The sequence below is a fragment of the Dactylosporangium sp. NPDC000521 genome, from assembly GCF_042898305.1.
Classification (GTDB): Bacteria; Actinomycetota; Actinomycetes; order Mycobacteriales; family Micromonosporaceae; genus Dactylosporangium.
Genome location: NZ_JBIAYW010000013.1, coordinates 42,110 through 59,217, shown reverse-complemented (window position 1 = coordinate 59,217; position 17,108 = coordinate 42,110). Strand labels below are relative to the sequence as shown.

The following is a 17,108-nucleotide window of genomic DNA, read 5'->3' as shown; positions in this document are numbered from 1 at the left end:
GGACGGGCACAACTGAAGACGACATCATGACGGCGCGACGGCGCGCGCTCACGCCCATCGTGAAGGATCTGTCATGCCCAGAAGCACAGCCCGGAACTGGTTCGCCGCCGCTACGGCGGGCCTGCTCGCCGCGGCCACACTGAACCCGGTGCCCGCCAGCGCCGCCGACGCCCCGTACAAGGTCCTGGTCTTCTCGAAGACCGCGGGCTTCCGCCACTCGTCGATCCCCAACGGCATCGCCGCCGTCCAGTCGCTCGGCACCGCCAACAATTTCACCGTCACCGCCACCGAGGACGCCGCCGCGTTCACCGCCGCCAACCTGGCCCAGTACCAGACGGTCGTCTTCATGTCGACGACCGGGGACGTGCTCAACGACGCCCAGCAGGCCGCGTTCGAGGCCTACATCCGCGGCGGCGGCGGGTACGTCGGCGTGCACGCCGCGGCCGACACCGAGTACAGCTGGCCGTTCTACGGCACGCTCGCCGGTGCCTGGTTCGCGTCGCACCCGGCGATCCAGCAGGCGAGCGTGAACGTCGAGGACCGCAGCCACCCGGCCACGGCCCACCTCGGCGCCACCTGGACCCGCACCGACGAGTGGTACAACTACCAGACCAACCCGCGGGCCACGGCGCACGTCCTGGCCTCGCTCAACGAGTCGTCGTACTCGGGTGGATCGATGAGCGGCGACCACCCGATCACCTGGTGCAAGACCATCGACAGCGGCCGGTCGTTCTACACCGGCTTCGGGCACACCGAGGAGAGCTACACCGACGCCAACTTCCGCAACCTGCTGCTGGGGGCCATCCGGTACACGGCGAAGCGCGTCGACGGCAACTGCGCGGCGCCGGTCCAGCCGTCCGGCAGCGTCTACCAGGGTGAGGCGTGGTCGGCGACCGGCGGCGTCCAGGTCGCGAACCACGCGTCCGCCGTCGGCGGCAAGACCGCCGGGTACATCGACAACAACGACTGGATCTCGTTCACCGGCGTGAACCTGTCCAACGTCACCGGCGTCACCCTGCGCACGTCGTCGGCCGGCGCCGGCGGTACCGTGGAACTGCGCGCCGGAAGCACCACCGGCACCCTGCTCGGCAGCGCCGCGATCGCCAACACCGGCAGCTGGGAGACCTTCCGCGACGTGTTCACGCCGCTGACGTCCAACGCCGGCACCTCCTTGTTCCTGGTGTTCCGGGGTACGGGCAGCTCCCTGTTCGACCTCGACCAGCTCACCCTGACGCGCTCCGCCACGACCCGCCAGGGCGAGGCGTGGTCGTCGATGAGCGGCCTGCAGGTCGCCGCGCACGCCCCGGCCACCGGTGGGCAGACCGCCGGGTTCATCGACAACAACGACTGGGCCGCGTACACCGGTGTCGCGCTGAGCGGCGCGGCAGGCGTGCGGGTCAAGTGGTCCTCGGCCGGCCCTGGCGGCACGATCGAGTTCCGGGCCGGCTCGGCGACGGGCGCGCTGCTCGGCACGCTCGCGGTCGCCAACACGGGCGGCTGGGATACGTTCCGCACGGCGTCGGTGGCCGTGACCCCGAACGCGTCGACCACGCTGTACCTGGTGTTCCGCGGCGGCAGCGGATCGCTCTTCGACGTCGACGAATTCACGGTGTTCGGCGCCTGAACTTCGGTCGTGGGTTTTCCCGCGACCGGACAGACGGGTGGCGGGGTCGCGACGCCGACCGGCCCCGCTGTCCGGGCCCCGTCCGCTCGGATGCACCACAGCACCTGCACAACGTCCCGGGTGGTGACGCCGACTCCCCCCGTGGCCGGGCAGGTGCGATCCGGGCGGACGGGTCGCCTTTTTTGCAGCTTGTACCGGCGGGAGCTGGTTCTTAGACTGGCTTCAGCACCTGGTCGGCCCTTGGACAGGTGCGGGTGGGAGGCGCAACCCACCCGCGCCGCTCTGCGTGTCCTCGTGTCGCCGGCCTGTCTGCACCCTCCCTCGCGCCCTTATCACCGCCGTTTCACCGGAGGAAACCTCATGGCGCGTCCGATCACGCTCTTCACCGGCCAGTGGGCCGACCTGCCCTTCGAGGAGGTCTGCCGGCTCGCCTCGGAATGGGGCTATGACGGCCTCGAGATCGCCTGCTGGGGCGACCACTTCGAGGTCGACAAGGCGCTCTCCGACGAGTCCTACGTGGACCGCAAACTTGAGACCCTGGCCAAGCACAACCTGAAGGTCTACGCGATCTCCAACCACCTGGTCGGCCAGGCCGTCTGCGACCACCCGATCGACCAGCGGCACCAGGGCATCCTGCCCGCCCGCATCTGGGGCGACGGATCACCGGAAGGTGTCCGCCAGCGGGCCGCCGCTGAGATCGCGGACACCGCCCGCGCCGCCCGCAAGCTCGGCGTCGACGTCGTGGTCGGCTTCACCGGCTCGTCCATCTGGCACACCCTGGCCATGTTCCCGCCCGTGCCGCCGCAGATGATCGAGGACGGCTACCAGGACTTCGCCGACCGGTGGAACCCGATCCTCGACGTCTTCGACGAGGTCGGCGTCCGCTTCGCGCACGAGGTGCACCCCAGCGAGATCGCCTACGACTACTGGACCACCAAGCGCACCCTCGAGGCGATCGGCAACCGGCCCGCGTTCGGCCTCAACTGGGACCCGTCGCACTTCGTGTGGCAGGAGCTCGACCCGGTGAACTTCATCTTCGACTTCGCCGACCGGATCTACCACGTCGACTGCAAGGACGCGAAGGTCCGCACCGGCGACGGGCGCCGCGGCCGGCTCGCCTCGCACCTGCCGTGGGCCGACATGCGCCGCGGCTGGGACTTCGTCTCGACCGGCCACGGCGACGTACCGTGGGAGGACTGCTTCCGGGCGCTCAACGCGATCGGCTACAACGGCCCGATCTCGATCGAGTGGGAGGACGCCGGCATGGACCGCCTCGTCGGCGCGCCCGAGGCCCTGTCGTTCGTGCGCCGGCTGGCCTTCGACGCCCCCGCCGCCGCCTTCGACGCGGCGTTCTCGTCCTCTTCCTGACCGCTGAGCTGACACGCAGAAGGGCCGGCCCTCGTCGGGCCGGCCCTTCTCGCACTTCTCAGTAGCTGGTGCCGCCGCTGGTCGTCGTCTTGGACGAACCCGTGGTCGCCAGCACGTCCCGCTCGATGGCGGGCGTCGTGCTCGTTTCCGAAGAGCCCATCAGCCGCTGCCCGAGATCGCTCTCGGCGAACCGGCTGTTGGCCAGCTTGTCGGTCACCTTGGTCTTGCCCTCGCTGTAGAGCCGCGTCGCCTGCTCCTGGACGACCCCGGCGGCTTCCTGCACCGTCGGGCTCTCCTTGATCTTCATAGCAGTGGCCTTGAGCTCTTCGTACTTCTCCCGACCAGCCCGGGCGCCGAGCACAAAGCCCGCGGCCAGTCCGCCGAGAAACAGTAGCTTGCCGCGCATAGCGACGAACCTCCTTCTGAGCGGCGCCCGGTCATAGTTGCGTCTTCAGCGCCGTCCTGGTCCTGGATTACCCGTCCATCCTCGTTCCGACACATCGATCATGTACCCCGTTTGCCGAGATCTGGCACACGATGGGATGGTCTCCGCCGCGCCGCGCATAACCCGCTGGCGCGACCCCCGGGTGCGTGCTGTACTCTTTGCCGGTCGCCCTGATTCACCGGGTTTTCCCGGGGGACGGGGTGCTGCAATCCCGCGTAGCTCAATTGGCAGAGCAGCCGGCTGTTAACCGGCAGGTTATAGGTTCGAGTCCTATCGCGGGAGCTCCAAACGGCCCCTTACAGGGGCCATTTTACTGCCCGAACCCTTTCCGGGCGGCGTCCCGCTTGCGCAGGTCGGTAAGCTTGCGATCGCTCGGGGCGGTAGCTCAGCGGGTTAGAGCAGGGGACTCATAATCCCTCGGTCGCGGGTTCGAGTCCCGCCCGCCCCACAGGCTTGGGCGCACCCTGCTCGCGCGTCCCCTTCGGGGGCGGCTCGCCGGGGCGCCTGTCATTCCCCGCGCACGGCTTCGCCGTGCTCCCCATCGGGGGAGCTGCGCTCCACCCGCGCCCCCTTAAACCCGTCGCGGCGCCGTCTTGTCGTATCGGCTGGTCGCGTTCGTGGCGAGTGGCTGGCCTTCGGCCTTGGTTGCCCGGTTCGTGTGGCGCATCGTGCGCTCCACAGTCATCCGCGCACCCGGCGGAGGGGGTTACAGGAGAGCCAGAGCGTGACAGCATTGCTGGCAAGCCGAATTTCGCCGAGCGCTGCCCACTGCCGGCCATGGTCCTGTCGTCGCGGATCGGCGACCGAGCGCGCGTCTTGGTACTGATCCGTCGACCTTGACCACTTCGCCGTGGCGTCGCAGCACGATCACCCTGATTTGGCCGGTCGTTGTGGCGCCCGCCGGAAACGCGGCTACTCATGATCTGCCGCGTCCAAGTCCTCGCGAAGCTGGTCGAGCGTTCGTCCATCGCTTTCACGGTGCCAGGACGTCCACCCGTTGATTTGAGAGCCCGTCACGGCGGTTGCTGCCTTTGATGGCGAAGTGAATGTGCCCCGGCTTCGGACCTGGTGCAGGCGATGACCGTCGGGTCGTTGGCTGGTCTCGATCAGGCGAGCTGGTTGGGGCCTGGTGCCCGAGCGTGCCGGCTCGCGGTCATGACCCTGCGATGGTGAGCGTCCGGCGAATGGCAGGTGCTGCGCACGCTGAGGCGACGACGGGCGTGGGTGCCGTGGCTGGCGTGCTTCGTTGAGCAGGCGGACGGCCCGTTTCGGCAGGTGGGCTCCCTTCTCTGAGCTGTCGATGGTCAGCCTAGCGACCAGGTACGACACTTCCCGGGAGCAGTGGTCGTCGGCCTGTCCGAACACTTTCGCGCCCTCCGGCGAACTACCGGTGTGATGCAACTGTGGACGACGTGGGGGAGGCGGACTTGGCCGTGATGACGCAGCCCGGCTCGGCGCATGGGCAGGACGCTGACGCCGACCTCATTGAGCAGGCGAAACACGCGCCCGAGCGGTTCACCGCCGTATTCGACCAGCACTACCGGCAGATCTACGCGTACGCGGCCCGCCGCCTCGGTCCCGACCTGGCCGAAGACGTCGCGTCGGAGACGTTCCTGGTCGCGTTCGACCGGCGGCACAGCTACGACAGCGCGCGTGCCGGCGTGCGGCCGTGGCTGTACGGCATCGCGTCCAATCTCATCGCCCGCCATGCGAGGGCGGAGACGCGCAGGTACAAGGCCCTGGCCAAGGCCGTCGGCGCGCAGGAGGCGGGCGACCACGCCGACGCCGTCGCCGGGCGGCTCGACGCGATGGCTGTGCGCGGCCGCCTCGCCGACGCGTTACGGCGGCTGCCCGAGTCCGTCCGGGCGGTGTTGCTGCTCGTGGCGTGGGCGGGGCTCAACCAGCAGGAGGTCGCGGCGGCGCTCGGCATTCCCGCCGGCACAGCCAGGTCCCGGTTGCACCGGGCGCGACAGGAGATGCGGCAGGCGCTCGGCGCCGAGATCGAGGTGAGCGAGTGATGGATGAGATCGGCGTGCTGCGTGAGGCGTTCGGGCCCGAGGAGGTCCCCAGCCAGGCAGCCGAGAACCGGGCCCGCGCGGCCCTGCACCAGCGGATGTCGTCGAAGGAGCAACGAGTGATCAGGATTGACCGGCACCGCCGGAACCGCTTCGTCATCGCGGCCGGGGCCGCTGTGGCGGCCGCCGCCGCGGTCGCCGCCGTCGCGGTCGTGGTGTCGGGAGGCGATGACCGCCCGCCGGCACCGGTCGCCGCGCCGACGCCGAGCTCACCGGCGAGGGGCGTTCTGCCGTTCGCCCGCCCGGCCAGCGCCGCCGAGTACCTGGAGAACGCCGCCTGGACGGCTGAGCGCAAGCCGTGGAAGGAGCCGCGGCCCGACCAGTTCATGTACATCGAGACGCTGGAGCTGCGCAACAAGCCGGCCTACGAGCGCGAGCATCCGAACGATCCGATCAAGGCCGGCATGGGCGAGACCCGCAAGATCCAGGACTGGAACAGCATCGACGGGCAGACCAAGGCGAGCTACAAGGACGGCCGGCTCGTGGTGACGAAGCGCGGGGAGGGCGGCGACACCTGGGACCGGATCGCCTGGTCGACGATCACCTCGATGACCAGCCCGGACAAGGTTCCTGACGGTGTGCGCGGACCCGGTTCGATGGGCATCGACCTGGACGCGTTCATCGGCCAGTACGTGGTGCCGCCGAACGTACAGGCGGCGATCTTCCGGCACCTGGCGCAGACCCCCGGGATGACGATGAATCCCGACGCGGTGAACATCGACGGCCGCCCGGCGGTCGGTCTCGGCCGGATCATCGAGGGCTACCTGTCGCAGGAGCTGCTGTTCGACAAGCAGACCTACCAGTTCATCGGCGAGCGGCTGGTTGCCATCAAGGACCACGTGACCCACGGCGACGACGGTGACTCCGTCAGCCACCGCGGCGACGTGTACCGCCAGGTCATCTACTCGAAGATGACCATCGTCGACCGCCCCGGCGACACGCAGTAGTCAGACCGGACCGCGGTCGGGCACACCCAGCGGCCAGGCGCCGCCCCGAGCCGAACCCGGCCCGGGGCGGCGCCCTGGCACACGTGCGTGCGACCGCAGCCGCGGACCGCCGTCGCGCTCGCCGAGCCGAGCCGAGCCGAGACAAGCCAAGACAAGGCGAGCCGATCCGGACCGCTCTCATAGGTCGCGGCCGGTGGTCAGGTGGTGATGGTGACCGGGTGGGACCTGGGGGACTCGCCGGCGGAGTTCAGGGCGCTCACCTCGAACGTGTGCTCGCCCGAGGCGATGTCCGCCACCAGGGTCGCGGGGCCGTAGCTCCAGGCGATCCGGACCCCGTCGCGGTAGACGTTGTAGCCGTCGGTGGCGGTCTGGACCGCTTCCCAGGCCAGCCACGCCTGGCCCGGGGCGGGGGTGGTAGCGACGAGCGAGCGGGGCGCGTACGGCGGGGCGGCCTGGGCGGGCATGGTGTTCGCGGTGACGGGCTGCGAAAGCGGCGACTCGCCGGCCGTGGTGACCGCCGACACCGCGTACGTGTGCGAGGTGCCGGGGGTGAGCCCGGTCAGTGTGACGGAAGGTTCGGTGGTGGTGGTCCGCGGCGTGCCGTCCTGGTAGATCCGGAACCGGCCGGCGCCCGGCGAGCCGGTCCAGGTCAGCCGCACCGAGTGGCTGGTGGTCTCGGACGGGGCCAGGTCGGTCGGGGGCGCGGGGACGGTGCCGGTGCTGTCCGGGCCGGCGAGCACGAGGTCGTCGGCCTCGAACGCGGCCTGGGCGTACCAGCCGTGCACGTACACCCGGACGGTCGTGGTCGCCGGGCCGGTGGTGAAGGGGACGGACAGCCGGGTCCACTGGCCGGTCGGTGGCGACCAGGTGCCGCCGAACTCGCTGCCGAGGAAGGCGTACCCGCCGCGGACCCACCCGGAGACGGTGTACGAGGAGCCCGGCCGCACCGGCACGACCTGCGCGCACTCGGCGGTCGACGCCAGCGTGGGGTTGCCGGTCAGGGCGTACTGCCCGGAGTGCCCGCCCCACGCGGCCGCCGTGCCGGACTCGCAGGTCCATCGGGCGGCCGCCGACTCGAACCCCGGGTTCGCCAGCAGGTTGATCTCGGCAGCCGCGGCCGCGGAGGGAGCGAACGGGCCGATGCAAAGGCAGGTCGCGAGAGCGACAGTGGTCAGCCGGCGCACAGTGTGCCCCTTCCCGGGAACCGGACCGCCAATGTCGGCCGCGATTCTGTAAGGAAAGCTTCCTGAATCATCGATGTCAATGCTGCGAACGGACGGGCACCGGAGTGCCCCGTCCGGCGGCGCGTCAGACGGCGAGGGTCCAGGTGTTGATATGGCCGTTGTCGGACGCGGCGGCGTCCTGCACGCGCAGCCGCCAGGTGCCGTTGCGGGTCTCGGAGGAGAGGTCCAGGGTGTAGGTCTGGTCGATGTTGTCGGCGCTGCCCCCTTGGCGGTTGCTCAGGATGTACGCGCTGCCGTCGGGCGCGATGAGCGACACGACCAGGTCGCCGCGGTACGTGTGGACGATGTGCACCTCGACGGTGCTCACGGCTGAAGCGTTGCCGGAGCAGCCGGAGAGCGTCACCGTGCTCTCCACCGTCGCCAGGTCGACGATGGTCACGTCGGTGGCGGTGCAGGTCTCGGCCGCGGCGGCGGAGGTCGCCGGGTGCTTCCAGGCCAGGTCCGAGGTGTCCGGCGGCCACCTGGTTCCGCTACGGTCGGATCTTCGACGACGATTCGGGGAAGGGTCGATGGCGCGGGACATCCACGTGACCAGCTGGGCACGTTCCGCGCAACGGGTACGTCGCGCCCCGGCGCGAGCTGCCCGGCCCGGCGAAATAGGACAGGAACGGCACGTGGACCTGAACATGGACCCCGGCCGGCTGGTCGAGGAGTCGCTGCGGCAGATGCGGCAGGTCGAGGACTTCCAGCGCCGGCCGGCGGCGATGGCCGGCGGTGGCGAGGCCCTCGGCGGCCTCCGCCAGGGCGGATGCTGATCATGTCACCGGTCGTGCTGCGGCGGGCCCGGGCGTTGCACCGCAGCCACCGGGCCAGCCTCCTCGCGCTGGCGTTCCTCGTCCTCATGACCGCGTTCAGCGTCGCCGTGGCGGTGATCGACAGCCGCGACCACGACCTGCCCGCGTTCCTCTCGGCGCTCACGTTCGGCCTGCGCTGGGGCTGGACGGTCCTCGCCGTCCTCTGGGCCACGCTGGCGGTGCTGCTGGTCGCGGCCGAGCTCAGCTGGCTGACGGGCACGACCACGCTGACCGACCGGGGCGTCGTCCTGCGGTCGGGGCGCCACGAGGCGACGATCGGCTGGTTCGACATCGACGAGCTGCGCGCCGTCCCGTCCGCCGGCGGCCACCTGTACCAGCTGCGCACCACCGTCCCGATGCCCCGCCCCCCGCGCCTCGGCCTGCAGGGCCGCCGCGAGGCCTGGCTCGGCTGGCACCCCGGCGCCGACACCGCGGTGGCGGCCATCGCCCGGCCCCACCTCGGCGTCAAGTACCAGCCCCCGGCCCGCTGATCCCTGCGGGGCGGGCGCCTCAGAGGCCGACGGGTCGGCCGGCGATCGTGAGGTACGTGTAGCCGAGCCGGCTCAGCCGCTGCGGGTCGAGCACGTTGCGGCCGTCGAGGACGACCGGGGTGCGCATGAGGCCGACGTACTTGCCCCAGTCGAGCTCCAGGTACTGCGGCCACTCGGTGACGAGCACCACGGCGTCGCTGTCATCGAAGACCTCGTCGACGCTCGCGCAGAGGCTCGCGGCGAGCTCCGGCTCCTCGACCCGGAACCGCTCGGCGGCGACCGGGTCGTGCAGCTTGACGCGGGCACCGCGGGCGATCATCAGCTTGGCGATGTCGATCGCGGGGGAGTCGCGCAGGTCGTCGGTGTTGGGCTTGAACGCCAGGCCGAGCAGGCCGATCTTGCGCCCCTTGAGGATGCGCAGCTCGTCGAGGAGCTTGTTGACCGCCTCCTCGCGCTGGCGCTGGTTGACCTCGCGGGCGGCGGACACGATCGGCATGTCGTAGCTGTACTCGGCGGCGGTCGCGATCAGGGCCGCGGTGTCCTTGCCGAAGCACGACCCGCCCCAGCCGACGCCCGGCTGCAGGAACCGCGAACCGATCCGCGCGTCGAGCCCGGTGCCCCGCGCGACCTGGTTGATGTCGGCGCCGACCTTGTTCGCCAGCTTGCCGATCTCGTTGATGTAGCTGATCTTCAGGGCGAGGAACGCGTTCGCCGCGTACTTGATGAGTTCAGCCGAGGCGAGGTCCGTCGAGACCAGCGGCACCGCGCCGACCTCCTCGGGCCGCGGCAGGAACGTCGGCGCCGTGAACGACTGGTTGAGCACCGCCCGGTAGAGCCGGTTGAGCACGTCGAGACTGCGCGGATTGTCCGACCCGATGACGATCCGGTCCGGGAACAGCGTGTCGTGGATCGCCGACCCCTCGCGCAGAAACTCCGGGTTGGACGCCACCGCGAACTCGCCCGCGGCCCGCCGCGAGTGGAACTGCTCGAACGACTCCCGCAGGATCGACTCGACCCAGTTCCCGGAGCCGATCGGCACCGTCGACTTGTTGACCACGACGGTGAACTCCCCGTCGATGGTCCTGCCGATGCTCTCCGCGGCCATCCGCAGGTACCGCAGGTCCGGCTGCCCGTCCGGCAGCGACGGCGTCTGCACCGCGACGAACACGACCTCGGCGCCGGGGACGCCCTCGGCGTAGTCGGTGGTGAACGTCAGGTTGTGCGCGGCCTCGTGCATGAGCTCGTCGAGGAACGGCTCGTAGATCGGCGAGCGCCCCGCACGGAGCAGGTCGACCTTCTCCTGGCTGAGGTCGACACAGGTGACCTCGTGCCCGAGATAGGCCAGGCAGATGCCGGTGGTGAGGCCGACGTAACCGGTGCCCACGACGCATACCTTCACCCGGGCGATGATACACAGCCGTCATCTGCGACTGATTCCACATATTTGGACATACCGGTCGCTCGGTCCGCTTCCGGACCGTGCCACCGGCGCCTTTCCGGCGGAGGCTGCCCGCCCCCGCCGGTCCTGTGGCCTCGCTACGCCCGCGGCTGGAAGATCCCGAAGTGGTTGCCCTCCGGGTCGGTGATGTTGGCGAACATGGGACCGTCGCCGGTCGTCGTCGGCTGCACGAGCACCTTGCCCCCGGCCGCCTCGGCCCGCTCACACACCGCCGGCACGTCCTGGACGACGACGCAGAAGATCGCGTGTCCCGGCTGCCCCACCGCCAACCCGCCCATGACCGACTTTTCGTCCGGCGTGGTGATCATCTGGTACGCCTCGTCCCCGCCGAACGTCCAGCCGAACAGCTCCCCGTAGAACCGGCGCGCCACCGCCGCGTCGCTGACCCCGATCTGGAACCACCCGATGCCGTTCATCCCACTCCTCAAGCCTCGAGCCGTGCTGCTTCCCGCCCGGCCACTGCCCACCACCCTCACCCCCTCCCGCGACACCGTCCTGTCGGCATTTCCGCCCGTCGCGCGATCCCGTGTGCTTCCGGCAGCCGCTGCACCACGTGGGACCGACGGCCGGGGATCCCGATCGCGACCACGACACGGACGGCACCACGGGAAGCCGGCCGTCACCGTGATCGAAGGACAGCCCTGGCCACGCGGACGGCCACCCGGCGACTTCGATCACACGGCGTCCACGACCCGATCGACCCACGGGGGACCCGCGACGGCGACGCGATGCGCGCGGCCGATGTGCACGGTCGAGCTGCGATGCGCTGGTTGCGACCCGCGACGGCGAGGCGATGTGCGTGATCACGGCGTCCACGACTCGATCGACCCACGGGGAACGGCGACGGCGAGGCGATGTGCGCGGTCGAGCTGCGGTGCGCTGGTTGCGACCCGCGACGGCGACGCGATGTGCGCGGTCGATGTGCGCGGTCAAGGCGCGATGCGCTGGTTGCGCACCACGACGGCGAGGGCGGCGTCGGCGGTCGGTGATGTGCGCTGGTTGTGGAACCAACGACGGCGTGGACGCACCGAATGACGCCCTCGGCGGCGCCGAACCCACGCGAGGCCGGTGGCCGGGAAAGGCGGAGTGGAATCAGGCGGCGATGGCGACCCGGGTGATGAGTTTGCCGGGGATGTCGAGGGCGTCGGGTGGCAGCGGGCGCGGAGTGGTGAGCTCGGGGGTGGGGGTGACGTCGTGAATGCGGTCGACGCGGAACGAGCGGACCGCGTCGCGGAGTCGGCACCAGGCCAGCAGATACCAGCCGGTGGGGCCGCCGAGGTAGCCGACGGGTTCGATGTGGCGGCGGGTGGTGGTGCCGAAGCGGTCGGCATAGGCGATGTCGAGGACGCGGCCGGTGGTGAAGGCTTCGACGACCGCGGGCGAGACGGGGGCCGGGCCGGGGTCGGCGCCGTGGACGAGGTGGATGCGGGCGGCGATCTCGGTGGCGCGGTGGACGTCGGCGGCGGGCATGACGGCGAGGAGCTTGTGCAGGGCGGTGCGGGCGGGGGCGTGGAAGGGGGTGCCATGGAGGCGGTGCAGGGCCACGGCGATCGCGACCGCCTCTGCGGGGGTCATGTTGAGCGGGGGCAGGGTGTGGGTGCGGTCGAGGACATAGCCGCCGGTGCGGCCGAGGGAGACCCAGATCGGGACGCCGGACTGCTGCAGGGCGCTGATGTCGCGCTCGATGGTGCGGGTGGAGACCTCGAACCGGGTGGCGAGCCAGCGGGCGCTGCGAGGGCGGGGCGCCACCGCGCGCAGCTCCTCGACCAGCGCATACAACCGATCCGTCCGATTCACGCCGACAGACTATCCACCAGGTACGACAAGAAATGGTGGAGCCAGGTCTACTGAACGGCGCCGGTGGCGTCCGTATGGTCGGTGCCGTGAGCGGTGTGTGGCAGGCGATGGGGAGGGCTCCGCACCGGTTCCTGCTGTCGAGCTGGCCGCTGCGGTGCCTGGTGTACCTGCTGGGCAGCGTCGTCGTCGCGGTGGGCCTGCTGATGGCGCTCATCGCCGGCATCCTGTTTCCACCGGCCGTGGTGTTCCTGGGGTTGCCGGTCGGCGCGCTGGAGCGGCGGCGGCTGCGGATCCTGGACCGGGTGCCGGTGCCCAGCCCGCACCCGGTGCCGAAGCCGGGGCTCGGTGGGTGGTTCCGGTCGCGGCTGGGGGAAGGCGCGACGTGGCGGGAGCTCGGCTACGTCGGGGCGCTGGCGTCGGTGCTGTTGCTCGTCGACCTGATCAGCCTCGGCCTGCTCGTCAACTGCCTGATCGTGGCCGCGGCGCCGGTGTTCGTGCGGGCGGGGGTGCCGTTCCAGTTCGGCGACATGATCGTCGACACCCGTGGGGAGGCCTTGGCCGCGATGGTGCTCGCGGTGCCGGCGACGGCGGTCGGGCTGTACGCGTTGAGTGCCGTCGCCGCGACGCAGGCCGCGTTCGCCCGGTGGCTGCTCGCTCCGCGCGACGCCGAGCTCAACCGGAGGGTCGAGGAGCTGGCCCGGTCGCGCGGGCGCCTGGTCGACGCGTTCGAGGCGGAGCGCCGCAGGATCGAGCGGGACCTGCACGACGGCGCCCAGCAGCACCTGGTGCTGCTCGCGATGACGCTCGGGCTGGCGCGGCTGGAGGTCGGCGACGGCAAGGCGGCCCACCTGCTCGAGGACGCGCAACGGCAGGCGCGGCAGGCCCTGGCGTCGATCCGGGAGCTGATCCATGGCATCCACCCGCAGGTGCTCACGGACCTGGGCCTGCCGGCCGCCGTCGGAGAGCTCGCCGAACGCTGCCAGGTGCCCGTCGTCATCGACCTGCCTCTGGAGCGGCGGCTGCCGGTGGCGGTGGAGACGACGGCGTACTTCGTCGTGTGCGAGGCGCTGACCAACGCGGTCCGCCATGCCGGCGCGTCCCGGATCACGGTCAGCGCCCGGAGCACGCGGCACGTCCTCACGTTGACGGTCACCGACGACGGCCGCGGCGGCGCCGACCCCGCCACCGGCACCGGGCTGCGCGGCCTCGCCGACCGGACCGCGGTCATGGACGGCACGTTCACCGTCACCAGCCCGGCGGGGGGTCCGACGACGCTGCGGGTGGACCTGCCGTGCGGCCTGACCTAAGGTCGGCCGGCATGAAGATCGTGCTCGCCGATGACGCGGTGCTGCTGCGGGAGGGCCTCGCCAGCCTGCTCGAACGGTTCGGCCACACGGTCGCGGCCGCCGTCGGTGACGCCGAGGCGTTGCTCGCGGCCGCGCGGGAGCACCGGCCGGATCTCGTCATCACCGATGTACGGATGCCGCCGACGCACACCGACGAGGGCCTCCGCGCGGCGCTGACGCTGCGGGAGGGCGACCCGCAGCCGGCGGTGCTGGTGCTGTCGCAGTACACCGCGACCGCCTACGCCGCGGAGCTGCTCGCGCCCGCCGGGCGGGCCGGCGTCGGGTACCTGCTGAAGGACCGCGTCGGGGACATCACCGAGTTCGCCGAAGCGGTCGCGCGGGTCGCGGCGGGCGAGACCGTCATCGACCCGGACGTCGTGCGGCAGCTGCTGACGCGGCAGCGCGCCGCCGACCCCCTGGCCAGGCTCACCCCGCGGGAGCGCGAGGTGCTGGGGCTGATGGCGGAGGGCCGGTCCAACGCGTGGATCGCCCGCGCGCTGCACATCGGCGACGCCGCCGTCGCCAAGCACATCGGCAACATCTTCGCCAAGCTCGACCTGCCCGGCCCCGACGACGGTCACCGCCGCGTCCTCGCCGTTCTCAAGTACCTGCGCACCTGACCGAAAGAACGAGATTTGGGCCCCCGAAAATGGGTCTTCGGGCTCAGGTGCCGCGGCCGTGCCGGTCCTAGCGTGGAAAGCGGTCAATCCCCCTTCCCCGCCAGGAGGAGCCTCATGTCCAGACTCAGGCGCGCGGCCGGTGTCATCGCCGTCGTGCTCGCCGCCGTCACCGTCACCGCTGTCAACATGGCCGACGCCGCCACTCCGCTCGTCGTGCAGGCCGAGTCGTTCGCCGCGCAGTCCGGTGTACAGGTGGAGACCACCGTCGACGCCGGCGGCGGTCAGAACGTCGCGTATCTCGCCAACGGCGACTGGATGCGGTTCGACGGCGTCGACCTCGGTCCCGCCGGCAGCGTCACCGCCGCGGCCCGGGTCGCCTCCGCCGTCGGCAACGGCACCGTCGAGCTGCGGACGGGTTCGCTGACCGGGCCGCTGCTGGCGCAGTTCCCGATCGCGGCGACCGGCGGCTGGCAGGCGTGGACGACGCTGTCCGCGACCGGCACCCACGCCACCGCCGGCCCGCAGCCGGTGTTCGCCGTGCTCAAGAGCCCGGGCGGCGGCGACTTCGTGAACATCAACTGGTTCTCGTTCACGACGGGCGCGGCAAGCAGCAGCCCTGCGACGACCGGGTGGGTCGACGTCGACCAGGCGAAGTGGAATGCGCAGCTCGCCGCGTTCAACGCGATGCCCATGGACCCCGCGCCCGCCGGCGCCGTCCGGGTCCCGGAGTTCAACGCGTCCTGCACGTACAGCCACTCCCGCAAGGACGACCCGATCGTGTTCCCCGGACTGCCGGGCGCGTCGCACATGCACAGCTTCATCGGCAACCGGAGCACCGACGCCAACAGCACCGCCGACACGCTGCTCGCCAACGCCGGCACCAGTTGCGCGCCGGCGCCGGACCTCTCCGCATACTGGGTGCCCACGCTGTACGAGCACGGCCAGCCGGTCGAGCCGAAGGCCGTCGTCGTGTACTACGGCTCCAGGCTCACGGACTCCAGCAAGACGGTGCCGTTCCCGCAGGGCTTCCGGATGATCGCCGGCGACGCGAAGCTGCAGGCGCCGACCCCGGCCGGCACCGTCAACCAGTTCTACTGCGCGGGCCCGGGCGGCGAGATCGGGCGCAGCGCCGACGGTAACTGGCCGCGGTGCGCGCCGGGCGCCTCGCTGCTGTTCCAGCTCGTGTTCCAGGACTGCTGGGACGGCGTCCACCTGGACAGCCCGACGCACAAGGGGCACGTCGCCTACACGTACGACGGCAAGTGCGGCGGCGCGTTCCCGGTGGCGATCCCGTCGGTGTCGTTCGTCATCGCCTACCCGACGCCCGGGTCGGCCGACGGGTTCACGCTGTCGTCGGGGATGGCGTCGTCGTTCCACGGTGACGCGTTCTTCGCATGGGACAACGCCGCACAGGGCCACCGGGTGAAGAACTGCATCGTCCAGAAGGCCAAGTGCAACACCGCTGGGACGTTCTAGCGCCGTGACCACGGGACGGTTCACGGGGTCGGTGGTGGTGTCGCGGTTCCTCGCCGCGGCGCGTGGCCGAGCGACGCCCCACCGGTGGCGTGGGGCGGGGCTTCAGCCGGTCGACCGGCCCGGCCGTCCCTGCCTTCCGGGGCGTCGCCGCCGGTGGCGGCCGGGTCCGGTGGGGCCGGTGGCGGCCGGGTCCGGTGGGGTGGGGGCGACCTGTCCGGTGTGCTGCTCCCGGCCGTCGGGTCGACCGTCGAAGGCCGGCGGGGTCACGTCCGTTCGCATCGCTTGCCGGGCGTTTGTGGACACCGCGGCGGCGGGCCTTCAGCGCAGCTGGATCTGGTTGACGTCGGGGGCCGGGCCCTCGTCGTTGAAGAACCGGATCCAGCTCGTGCCGGCGGGCAGGTGCACGCGCAGCGTCACGGTGGCGGGGATGCGCCAGTCGCCGGCGCCGCTCAGCGTGAGCGACTGCGTGGGCCCGTCGTTGACGGCGACGCGGAGCGTGCGGGTCTCGGCGGTCTCGTACGTGACGGTCATCGTCCGCTCGCCCGCCGCGGTGACGCCGGTGACCCGGATGGCGAGGGTGTTGGGCCCGCCGATGTAGCCGACCCGGCTGCCGCCCACGCAGGTCGGGCACTCGATGACGCGGGCGCCGTTGCGCAGGTTGGCCGCGTCGGCCGCGTGCAGGCTGACCGCCGCGAAGGCCGGGGACGCGACGGCCGGCGATGCGGAGGCCGGACGGGGCGATGAGACCCCAGGGGAAGGCGCCGAGGTGCGTGGCAGCGCCGGGACCGGCGTCGTCGGGGCCGGTGCGGTGAGGGTCGGCGTCGTCGGGACCGGCGCCGGGGCGGCGCCGCCCGGCGGGGGTGTCGAGGCGGTCGCGGCCGGCGGGTGGCCGCGACCGTCCGGCAGCACCAGCGGCGGCACCACCGTCGCCGTGCCGACGACCGCGACGGCGAGGGCCACCCATCCGGCCCGCCGCACCCACTCCCGCCGCGGGTCGTCCACCAAGGACCCAGCGGACACCCCAGACGTAGCGGGCACCCCAGACGTAGCGGGCACGCCGGACGCGCCGGGCCCAGCGGGCGCTCCAGAGACAGCGGGCGCCGCAGAAGCAGTGGACGCCCCGGAGACAGCGGACGCGCTGGGCGCCGCGGAGGCAATGGACGTGTCGGGCGCGGCGGGCGCCGCGGAAGCAGCGGGCGCGATGGGCGCGGCGGGCGCTCCAAAGCCATCAGGTGCCGCAGATGCAGCAGACATGCCGGGCGCCGCGGATGCAGTGGACGCGTTGGGTGCAGCGGGCGCCGCGGAAGCAGTGAGCGCGCCGGACGCAGGCGCCGCGGAGGCAATGGACGTGTCGGGCGCGGCGGGCGCCGCGGAAGCAGCGGGCGCGATGGGCGCGGCGGGCGCTCCAAAGCCATCAGGTGC

The 17,108-nt window shown here is 71.6% G+C and carries 17 protein-coding genes, 2 tRNA genes and 1 pseudogene; 12 read left to right on the top strand and 8 right to left on the bottom strand.

Going from position 1 to position 17,108, the window contains the following annotated elements; genetic code table 11:
* Positions 1-73 precede the first annotated feature (73 nt).
* Complete coding sequence (locus tag ACFY3L_RS35510; protein ID WP_389334360.1) at positions 74-1,624, top strand: ThuA domain-containing protein; 1,551 nt, start codon at positions 74-76, stop codon at positions 1,622-1,624.
* 360 nt (positions 1,625-1,984) lie between these two features.
* On the top strand, positions 1,985-2,992 hold the full coding sequence (locus ACFY3L_RS35505; protein ID WP_389334357.1) for a sugar phosphate isomerase/epimerase family protein: 1,008 nt from the start codon (positions 1,985-1,987) through the stop codon (positions 2,990-2,992).
* 58 nt (positions 2,993-3,050) lie between these two features.
* On the opposite strand, the gene ACFY3L_RS35500 is transcribed toward ACFY3L_RS35505, so the two are convergent.
* Positions 3,051-3,398: a hypothetical protein gene (locus ACFY3L_RS35500; RefSeq protein WP_389334354.1), complete on the bottom strand. Its 348-nt coding sequence runs from the start codon at positions 3,396-3,398 to the stop codon at positions 3,051-3,053.
* A gap of 248 nt (positions 3,399-3,646) precedes the next feature.
* Between ACFY3L_RS35500 and ACFY3L_RS35495 the strand changes: the two genes are divergently transcribed.
* Positions 3,647-3,719: transfer RNA gene (locus ACFY3L_RS35495), tRNA-Asn, on the top strand.
* A gap of 92 nt (positions 3,720-3,811) precedes the next feature.
* Positions 3,812-3,885 (top strand) — tRNA-Ile (locus tag ACFY3L_RS35490).
* 464 nt (positions 3,886-4,349) lie between these two features.
* On the opposite strand, the gene ACFY3L_RS35485 is transcribed toward ACFY3L_RS35490, so the two are convergent.
* A complete protein-coding gene (locus ACFY3L_RS35485; RefSeq protein WP_389334864.1) occupies positions 4,350-4,766 on the bottom strand; it encodes a DUF4357 domain-containing protein in 417 nt (138 codons plus the stop codon).
* A gap of 74 nt (positions 4,767-4,840) precedes the next feature.
* On the opposite strand from ACFY3L_RS35485, the gene ACFY3L_RS35480 reads away from it, so the two are divergent.
* Positions 4,841-5,455, top strand: coding sequence for an RNA polymerase sigma factor (locus ACFY3L_RS35480; protein ID WP_389334351.1), 615 nt, complete (start codon positions 4,841-4,843; stop codon positions 5,453-5,455).
* The gene (locus tag ACFY3L_RS35475) at positions 5,455-6,459 is read left to right on the top strand and encodes a hypothetical protein (protein WP_389334348.1); all 1,005 of its coding nucleotides are present in this window, start codon (positions 5,455-5,457) and stop codon (positions 6,457-6,459) included. The genes ACFY3L_RS35480 and ACFY3L_RS35475 overlap by 1 nt, the downstream gene beginning before the upstream one ends.
* Positions 6,460-6,656: 197 nt before the next feature.
* On the opposite strand, the gene ACFY3L_RS35470 is transcribed toward ACFY3L_RS35475, so the two are convergent.
* Entirely contained in the window at positions 6,657-7,643 is a 987-nt protein-coding gene (locus tag ACFY3L_RS35470; protein WP_389334345.1) for a fibronectin type III domain-containing protein, read from the bottom strand.
* Between the two features lie 124 nt (positions 7,644-7,767).
* Positions 7,768-8,082: a proprotein convertase P-domain-containing protein gene (locus tag ACFY3L_RS35465; RefSeq protein WP_389334342.1), complete on the bottom strand. Its 315-nt coding sequence runs from the start codon at positions 8,080-8,082 to the stop codon at positions 7,768-7,770.
* 235 nt (positions 8,083-8,317) lie between these two features.
* Here ACFY3L_RS35465 and ACFY3L_RS35460 point away from each other — a divergent pair, with 235 nt between their 5' ends.
* Positions 8,318-8,458 (top strand): hypothetical protein, encoded by a 141-nt coding sequence (locus ACFY3L_RS35460; protein ID WP_389334339.1) that lies wholly within the window; start codon positions 8,318-8,320, stop codon positions 8,456-8,458.
* Between the two features lie 2 nt (positions 8,459-8,460).
* The gene (locus tag ACFY3L_RS35455) at positions 8,461-8,988 is read left to right on the top strand and encodes a hypothetical protein (protein ID WP_389334336.1); all 528 of its coding nucleotides are present in this window, start codon (positions 8,461-8,463) and stop codon (positions 8,986-8,988) included.
* 19 nt (positions 8,989-9,007) lie between these two features.
* Here ACFY3L_RS35455 and ACFY3L_RS35450 read toward each other — a convergent pair whose 3' ends face one another.
* The 3 genes from ACFY3L_RS35450 to ACFY3L_RS35440 form a co-directional block, all read right to left on the bottom strand.
* Positions 9,008-10,387 carry a UDP-glucose dehydrogenase family protein gene (locus ACFY3L_RS35450; protein ID WP_389334333.1) on the bottom strand — a complete coding sequence of 460 codons (1,380 nt, stop codon included), beginning with the start codon at positions 10,385-10,387 and terminating at the stop codon, positions 9,008-9,010.
* A gap of 137 nt (positions 10,388-10,524) precedes the next feature.
* Positions 10,525-10,863 (bottom strand): VOC family protein, encoded by a 339-nt coding sequence (locus tag ACFY3L_RS35445; RefSeq protein WP_389334330.1) that lies wholly within the window; start codon positions 10,861-10,863, stop codon positions 10,525-10,527.
* Between the two features lie 676 nt (positions 10,864-11,539).
* Complete coding sequence (locus ACFY3L_RS35440) at positions 11,540-12,244, bottom strand: helix-turn-helix transcriptional regulator (protein ID WP_389334327.1); 705 nt, start codon at positions 12,242-12,244, stop codon at positions 11,540-11,542.
* A gap of 86 nt (positions 12,245-12,330) precedes the next feature.
* On the opposite strand from ACFY3L_RS35440, the gene ACFY3L_RS35435 reads away from it, so the two are divergent.
* The 3 genes from ACFY3L_RS35435 to ACFY3L_RS35425 all read left to right on the top strand — a co-directional run bounded on the left by ACFY3L_RS35435 (position 12,331) and on the right by ACFY3L_RS35425 (position 15,686).
* On the top strand, positions 12,331-13,551 hold the full coding sequence (locus ACFY3L_RS35435; protein WP_389334324.1) for a sensor histidine kinase: 1,221 nt from the start codon (positions 12,331-12,333) through the stop codon (positions 13,549-13,551).
* Positions 13,552-13,562: 11 nt separating this feature from the next.
* Positions 13,563-14,210: a response regulator gene (locus ACFY3L_RS35430; protein ID WP_389334322.1), complete on the top strand. Its 648-nt coding sequence runs from the start codon at positions 13,563-13,565 to the stop codon at positions 14,208-14,210.
* A 114-nt stretch (positions 14,211-14,324) separates the two neighbouring features.
* A complete protein-coding gene (locus ACFY3L_RS35425) occupies positions 14,325-15,686 on the top strand; it encodes a DUF1996 domain-containing protein (RefSeq protein WP_389334319.1) in 1,362 nt (453 codons plus the stop codon).
* 318 nt (positions 15,687-16,004) lie between these two features.
* Here ACFY3L_RS35425 and ACFY3L_RS35420 read toward each other — a convergent pair whose 3' ends face one another.
* Positions 16,005-16,691, bottom strand: coding sequence for a hypothetical protein (locus tag ACFY3L_RS35420; RefSeq protein WP_389334316.1), 687 nt, complete (start codon positions 16,689-16,691; stop codon positions 16,005-16,007).
* A 106-nt stretch (positions 16,692-16,797) separates the two neighbouring features.
* On the opposite strand from ACFY3L_RS35420, the pseudogene ACFY3L_RS35415 reads away from it, so the two are divergent.
* A pseudogene (locus ACFY3L_RS35415) lies at positions 16,798-17,108 on the top strand (hypothetical protein); the annotation flags it as partial.